The sequence below is a fragment of the Aromatoleum toluvorans genome (assembly GCF_012910905.1).
Classification (GTDB): Bacteria; Pseudomonadota; Gammaproteobacteria; order Burkholderiales; family Rhodocyclaceae; genus Aromatoleum; species Aromatoleum toluvorans.
Map to the genome: position 1 here is coordinate 1 of NZ_WTVN01000069.1, position 7,225 is coordinate 7,225.

Sequence of the window (7,225 nt, forward strand, 5' to 3'; positions counted from 1 at the left end):
GGGCGCGGCCGGACTGGAAATCGTGCTGCGTTCGCCGGTGACCGTCCGCGTCACGCTGGCGTTCATCGCGGCTGCGTTGCTGGGGATGTTCTGAATGGTCATGATTCCACCTCTCCGATGGGCCACAGGCGCGAGACTCTCACGAGCCCCGCGCCTGTGGGTGTTGCCAGTCTAACCGACGCTTAGCCGCGGAGCAGGCTCAGCACGTTGTTCGGCAGCGAGTTCGCCTGGGCGAGCATCGCGGTACCGGCTTGCTGCAGAATCTGGCCGCGGGTCAGGTTCGCGGTTTCCTGGGCGAAGTCGGCGTCGAGGATGCGGCTGCGGGAGGCGGACAGGTTCTCCGACGTGGTCTGCAGGTTGGCGATCGTCGAGGAGAAGCGGTTCTGGATCGCACCGAGATCCGCTCGGGCGCCGTTGACCGCTTTCAGTGCCGCGTCCATTGCGACGATCGCATTGTCAGCCCCAGCGGTGGTCGAGATGTCGAGGCCGGCGAAACCGGTCATCGTGGTGCCAACGGCGTCCCCGTTAGTGAAGGAGGCGACAAATCCGGCACCGAATGAAGGGTTCGTTACGGTGCCGCCAGCACCACCGGTACCGGTCGAGGTAATGGCCATGTCGGTACCGTCTTTCTTGGAAATGACGGCCGTGCCAGCTGCAAACGTTCCGGTCAGGGTGTATCCAGCGCCGGCTGCTGTGCCCGCAAACGTCGTCCATGCCGTATCCAGCTCAGCACCGGTTACGATCGAAGCGGCGGTAGCGCCTATGGCTACAGTCTTTGAGAAGAGCGAGTTACCGTCGATTTTGAGATCGTACTGGTAGGCGCTCGTAGTCGTGCCCGTGACCGAACCGCTGGTAATGGTGCCGACAGCGGCACTCGTGGTCGCCGTCGCTGCCGCCGAGGTCCAGCTACCCAATACGGCAATGTTCGCGTCTGCAATATTGCTGACCGTGATGATCTGTCCCTGATCCGCGCCAACCTGGAAGTCCTGAGCGGTGAAGTCGCCGTTGATCAGTTTCTTGCCGTTAAAGGTCGTGTTGTCGGCAACGCGGTCGATTTCCGCCTTGAGCTGGATGACTTCCTTCTGCAGCGCGGCGCGGTCTTCGTCGGAGTTCGTCGCGTTGCGCGACTGCACGGCCAGTTCGCGAATGCGCTGAAGGTTGTTGCCGATCTCGCCGAGTGCGCCTTCGGCGGTCTGTGCGAGCGAGATGCCGTCGTTGGCGTTGCGCACGGCCTGGTTCAGGCCGCGGATCTGCGCGCCGAAGCGTTCCGAAATCGCGAGGCCGGCCGCGTCGTCCTTCGCGCTGTTGATGCGCAGGCCCGAGGACAGGCGCTGCAGCGAGGTCGCGAGCGAGGCGCCGGAGGTGTTCAGGTTACGCTGCGCATTGAGCGAGGCAACGTTGGTGTTGATGACTTGTGCCATGATGTTTCTCCTGACGAGAATTGACTTCGGTTATCCCGGCTTCATGCCCTGTGTGCATCTGCGCGGGCGTTTTGTCTGCCGTTGGGTTCATTAACGGAGACCCCCGAAAAAACTTTAGGGAATTTGCAAGCAGATTTTTCCGGCGGTGACGATGGAATCGACATGGGGCCGTGGCCCGTGGCGATCGGCCGCAATCGTGCTTCGGGCCTTATTCAGCCGCCCACCCGATACCGTTCGGGCTGAGCCCTGCCGCTTCGCTCAGGACAGGCCTGTCGAAGCCTTGCCGGAATCCCGACCTTCGACAGGCTCAGTCCGAACGGTGATGCGGGCGTTGATTGCAGCGCGAATTGTCCGGCTCAGGCGGGCGGATGCGCGATGACCTTGTTCTTGCCTGCCTGCTTGGCCGCATACATCGCTTCGTCGGCGCGCTGGATGGCCGTGTCCATGGTGTCGGCGGGCGTCCATTCGGTGACGCCTGCGCTGAAGGTGATGAGGAGCTTGCTTTCGTGCGACAGGAAGAAGTTGCGTGTGAGTTCGCGCTGCAGACGTATGAGCGCCGCCTGGGCCTGGTCGAGGGTGGTGTCGGGGTAGAGGAGGATGAACTCCTCGCCGCCGTGGCGGGAGAGGGTGTCCTGGGGGCGGAGGCTCTTGCGGATGATGGTGGCGAGGTGGACCAGCGCTTCGTCGCCGGTGCGATGGCCGAAGTTGTCGTTGAGTTGCTTGAAGTTGTCGAGATCGAGCAGGGCGAGACTCAGTGTGCCGCCGTGGCGGCGCGCGCGGGCGGCTTCCTTTTCGAAGGCCTCCGCCAGGCCGCGGCGGTTGAGCACCCCGGTGAGCTGATCGTGGCGCATCAGGCGGCTGGCTTCGTCAAGTTGCTGCTGCAACTCGGTCATGCGCGCCTCTGCCTCGCGGACGCGTTCGCGCGTCGCCTGCAGTTCGTCTCGAGAGCGGCTGGCCTGCTCACGCATCGATTGCGATTCGCGCATGACTTCGCCGAGCACGTCGCCGATTTCGGCAATGTCGCGTGCAGCGGAAATCCGGTCCGCGCAGGTGTCGATGCGGTCGTGGTAGGTGCCGGTGGATTCTGCGAAGCTGGCGAGGTGATCCACGAAGCCGGCCAGCATTTCCTTGAGCGAGCGCTGGGCTTCCGAGTGGTTGTGCTTGAGCTGGCTCTGCTTGTAGATGATGTCGCGCAGGCGGCGTTCGGCATCGTCGATGAGACGCACGTTCGCCGGTTTGCCGAGGACGTCGCGCAGGAGTTCGATCTGGCCGCCGAGCCAGCTGTCGTCGACGACGATCTGGTCGATGTTCTCCAGCAGAAGGCGCAGCAGGTTGATGATGCCGGCCTGGATTTCGGCGCGATCCCCGCCAACCATCTCGAGTCGGTAGGCGAATTTGCGCAGCCGTGTGGCAATGGCGCGCAGATCCTCGGCGCTGGTGGCCGTCTTGACCGCATGGGAGAACTTGCCGGCTTCCTGCGCGAGGTCGGGCAGCTCGGCAAGCAGTGGTGGCACTACCGAGTCGAGCGCGAGTTGCAGGAGTTCCTGATAGGCGGCCAGAAACTCGCCGGTTTCGCCGGAGGCAAGGACACGTACGTCGGGGCGCGCGTTGTTGCCTGCCTCGGAGGTGTCGGCGGCAGGAAGCGTAGCAGCTTGGACCGATGCGGGCGGTGCCGGCGATGCGGGATCTGCCGGCGCTTGCAGCCACGAGCGAACCAGTCCCTGAAGCCGCATGAACAGCGTTGCCGGATCGTTGGCGCCGAGGACGTGGTCGAGCGATTCGCGCTTGCGTGCGGCGGTCCATCCGACTTGCCGGGACTCCCACTGCCGAAGGAGGGTACCGATCAGCTCATTCCAGGGGGGCGGCTGGTCGATCCTCAGGCTGGCCAGATACTCGGCCAGTGCCTGGCGGCAGGCATCAGGATTGTTTTCCGCGAGTGCCTGCTCGAGCTGGCGGGCGATCCGGGCACGTTCGCCGGTGTCGCGCGGCAACTGGCGCGCGAGAACGCGGACGAACTTGTCCGGGAAAGGGCCGTCGGCGTCCGGCGTGCCGGCAACCTCGTAGTACAGGCTGCGGAAATTGTCCGGGGTGGGTGAGATGCGCCGCGCCGCAAACAGGCGCAGGACTTCGCGGGCAATTTCCGACGGCTGGGTTGGAGCGGACATCGACGACGGCGTTCATGGACAAGGTGTTCGACGATTATAGGGAGATCGGCCCGATGGCTCCATGCCTATGTATACGTCATCGTTTCAGGTGATGTCCTGGCATGCTGTTTCCCCCGATGCCTGCCGCGGGATGGCCTTATGAACCTTAGCGGTCGTCGGAAGCGATGCGGGCCTGATGGCGCATGAACAGCACTGCAAGGATCGTTGCGGTCGCGAGCGTCGTCGCCTCGACGACCTGGCCGGTGCCGAGCATCAGGCCGGCGGCGCTGCCACAGCCCATCAGCAGTCGATTGATCCACTGTTCCATGTTGGTCTCCGTCGGAAGAGAGCCCTCTGCGGGGCCGTGTTGATCGAGTGCTGTAAGTATATACAGTAATAGACTCGGGCGGCAAGTCGAGGCTGCAGCGTTCGCGTGTCGGAGGCGGGTGGAACCGCGAAAAGAAGAAGGGGCGCCGAAGCGCCCCTTGATCATGGTCCTGCCGTTCCTGCGTTACTTCTTGCGCGGCGGCGGCACGTCGGTGCAACTGCCGTGGGCGACTTCCGCGGCCATGCCGACCGTTTCGCCGAGCGTCGGGTGCGGGTGAATGGTCTTGCCGATATCCACCGCGTCCGCGCCCATCTCGATGGCGAGGCACACTTCGCCGATCATGTCGCCGGCCGACGGGCCGACGATGGCGCCACCGATCACGCGATGCGTCTCGGCGTCGAAGATCAGCTTGGTGAAGCCGTAGTCCGCGCCGTTGGCGATCGCGCGGCCGGAGGCGGCCCACGGGAACTTGGCGGTCTCGACCTTGCGGCCTTCCTTCTTGGCCTGCTCCTCGGTGTAGCCGACCCACGCCACTTCCGGATGGGTGTAGGCGACGCCCGGGATCACGGTGGCGTCGAAGGCCGACTTCTCGCCGGCAGCGACTTCCGCAGCGACGTGCGCCTCATGCACCGCCTTGTGCGCGAGCATCGGGTTGCCGACGACGTCGCCGATCGCGAAGATGTTGGGCACGTTGGTGCGCATCTGCGCGTCGACCGGGATGAAGCCGCGGTCCGTGACGACGATGCCTGCCTTCTCTGCGCCGATCTTCTTGCCGTTCGGGCTGCGGCCCGCGGCCTGCAGGATCATGTCGTAGCGCTGCGGGCCTTGCGGAGCCTTGTCGCCTTCGAAGGTGACCCACAGACCGTCGTCCTTCGCCTCGACGGCGACGGTCTTGGTCTTCAGCATCACGTTGTCGAAACGGTGGGTGTTCTGCTTCTCCCACACCTTGACGGCGTCGCGGTCCGGGCCCTGCATCAGGCCGTCGAGCATTTCGACGACATCGACACGGGTGCCGAGTGTCGAATAGACGGTCGCCATTTCCAGGCCGATGATGCCGCCGCCGATGACGAGCATCTTCTGCGGCACGAAGCGCAGTTCCAGCGCACCGGTCGAATCGACGATGCGCGGGTCGCGCGGGATGAAGGGCAGGTGCACCGCAGCGGAGCCCGCGGCGATGATGCACTGCTTGAACTTGATGACCTTCTTCTCGCCGGTCTTGTCCTGTGCGTCGCCGGTCGTGACTTCGACTTCGACGTGGTTCGGGTCGAGGAAGCTGCCGTAGCCGCGCACGACATCGACCTTGCGGCCCTTGGCCATGCCGGCGAGACCGCCGGTGAGCTTGCCCACGACCTTGTTCTTGTGGGTACGCAGCGCGTCGATGTCGACGGTCGGCTTCGCGAAGGTGATGCCGGCGGCCGACATGTGCTCGGCCTCGTCCATCACCGCGGCGACGTGCAGCAGCGCCTTCGACGGGATGCAGCCGACGTTCAGGCATACGCCGCCGAGGGTCGCGTAGCGCTCGACGATCACGGTCTTGAGACCGAGGTCGGCCGAACGGAAAGCGGCCGAGTAGCCGCCGGGGCCGGCGCCGAGCACGAGCATGTCGCACTCGATGTCGGCCGCGCCGGAATGGCTCGCGGCGGTCGGGGCTGCGACCGGAGCGGCAGCGGGTGCAGCGGCCGGCGCCGGGGCTGCCGCAGCGGCGGCGCCGGCGCCTGCCGAGGTCGCTGCCGAGGCAGTCGTGGACTCCACCTTCAGCAGCACGGCGCCTTCGCCGACCTTGTCGCCGACCTTGACCAGCACTTCGGTGACGACGCCGGCGGCCGAGGAGGGCACGTCCATCGTCGCCTTGTCCGATTCGAGCGTGCAGATCGCGTCGTCGACCTTGATGGTGTCGCCAACCTTCACGAACAGCTCGATCACCGGGACGGAATCGAAATCGCCGATATCCGGAACCTTGACTTCAACTTGGCTCATGGTGCGGCCTCCTTACAGCATGACCCGACGGAAGTCGGCCAGCAGTTGAGCGAGATAGACGTTGAAGCGGGTCGCCAGCGCGCCGTCGATGACGCGGTGGTCTGCGGTCAGCGACATCGGCAGGGTCAGGCGCGGCGCGAAAGCCTTGCCGTCCCACACCGGCTTCATCACCGACTTGTTGACGCCGAGGATCGCGACTTCCGGCGCATTGACGATCGGCGCGAAGTAGGTGCCGCCGATGCCGCCGAGCGAGGAGATCGTGAAGCAGGCGCCAGACATGTCGGCCGGGCCGAGCTTGCCGTCGCGCGCCTTCTTCGCGAGTTCGCCGGTTTCGGCGGCGATCTCGAACACGCTCTTCTTGTCGGCGTTCTTCACGACCGGCACGACGAGCCCGTTCGGCGTATCGGCCGCGAAGCCGATGTTGAAGTACTTCTTGAGGACGAGGTTGTCGCCGTCGAGCGAGGAATTGAACTCGGGGAACTGCTGCAGCGCGCGTACGGAGGCCTTGATGATGAAGGCGAGCATCGTGAGCTTCTTGCCCGACTTCTCGTTTTCCTTGTTGATCGCGACGCGGAAGGCCTCGAGATCGGTGATGTCGGCGTCCTCGTGATAGGTCACGGCCGGGATCATCACCCAGTTGCGCGCGAGGTTCTGCGCCGAGATCTTCTTGATGCGCGACAGCGGCTTGGTCTCGATCTCGCCGAACTTCGCGAAATCGACCTTCGGCCAGGGCAGCAGATCAAGGCCGCCGCCGAGGCTCGCACCCGCGGCCGCGGCCGCGGTCTTGCCCGGAACGACGCCGGTCTGCATCGCGCCCTTCACGAAGGCGGTGACGTCTTCCTTCAGGACGCGGCCTTTCGGGCCGGTCGCCCTGACCTGTGCGAGATCGACGCCGAGCTCACGCGAGTAGGCGCGCACCGACGGGCTCGCATGCACCTTGCCGCCCAAGGTCACGGCGGACGGCGCCGCGGCGGCGGCCGGCGCGGAAAGCGCCGACTGGCTGAAGGCGGCGGTCGAAGCGGCCGGGGTGGCCTGGACGGCGGTGTTGCCGGCAGCGGCCGGGGCTGCGGGGGCGGCTGGAGCAGCAGCCGGGGCGGCACCGGCGCCTTCGACGACGATCAGCACGGCGCCCTGGGACACCTTGTCGCCGAGCTTGACCTTCACTTCCTTGACGACACCGGCGGCCGACGAGGGCACGTCCATCGTCGCCTTGTCGGATTCGAGCGTCGCGATCGCGTCATCGACCTTGATGGTGTCGCCGACCTTCACGAAGAGCTCGATCACCGGCACGTCGGAGAAGTCGCCGATGTCCGGCACCGCGACTTCGATCGGGCCGGCAGCGGCCGGCGCTGCAG

The 7,225-nt window shown here is 65.5% G+C and carries 5 protein-coding genes; all 5 read right to left on the bottom strand.

Annotation, left to right across the window (positions count from 1 at the left end):
* Positions 1–182: 182 nt before the first annotated feature.
* On the bottom strand, positions 183–1,421 hold the full coding sequence (locus GPA22_RS22065; protein ID WP_169258222.1) for a flagellin: 1,239 nt from the start codon (positions 1,419–1,421) through the stop codon (positions 183–185).
* A 356-nt stretch (positions 1,422–1,777) separates the two neighbouring features.
* On the bottom strand, positions 1,778–3,586 hold the full coding sequence (locus tag GPA22_RS22070; RefSeq protein ID WP_169258223.1) for a GGDEF domain-containing protein: 1,809 nt from the start codon (positions 3,584–3,586) through the stop codon (positions 1,778–1,780).
* Positions 3,587–3,731: 145 nt separating this feature from the next.
* Positions 3,732–3,893: a hypothetical protein gene (locus tag GPA22_RS22075; protein ID WP_169258224.1), complete on the bottom strand. Its 162-nt coding sequence runs from the start codon at positions 3,891–3,893 to the stop codon at positions 3,732–3,734.
* A 183-nt stretch (positions 3,894–4,076) separates the two neighbouring features.
* On the bottom strand, positions 4,077–5,870 hold the full coding sequence (lpdA, locus tag GPA22_RS22080; protein WP_169258225.1) for a dihydrolipoyl dehydrogenase: 1,794 nt from the start codon (positions 5,868–5,870) through the stop codon (positions 4,077–4,079).
* Positions 5,871–5,882: 12 nt separating this feature from the next.
* The coding region (gene aceF, locus GPA22_RS22085) for a dihydrolipoyllysine-residue acetyltransferase (protein WP_211169298.1) at positions 5,883–7,225 on the bottom strand (1,343 nt) is incomplete at its 5' end.

What these genes read in the sequence shown, in the direction of transcription:
- GPA22_RS22065 (WP_169258222.1), bottom strand. Translation starts at nt 1,421, where the DNA reads ATGGCACAAGTCATCAACACCAACGTTGCCTCGCTCAATGCGCAGCGT.
- GPA22_RS22070 (WP_169258223.1), bottom strand. Translation starts at nt 3,586, where the DNA reads ATGTCCGCTCCAACCCAGCCGTCGGAAATTGCCCGCGAAGTCCTGCGC.
- GPA22_RS22075 (WP_169258224.1), bottom strand. Translation starts at nt 3,893, where the DNA reads ATGGAACAGTGGATCAATCGACTGCTGATGGGCTGTGGCAGCGCCGCC.
- lpdA (WP_169258225.1), bottom strand. Translation starts at nt 5,870, where the DNA reads ATGAGCCAAGTTGAAGTCAAGGTTCCGGATATCGGCGATTTCGATTCC.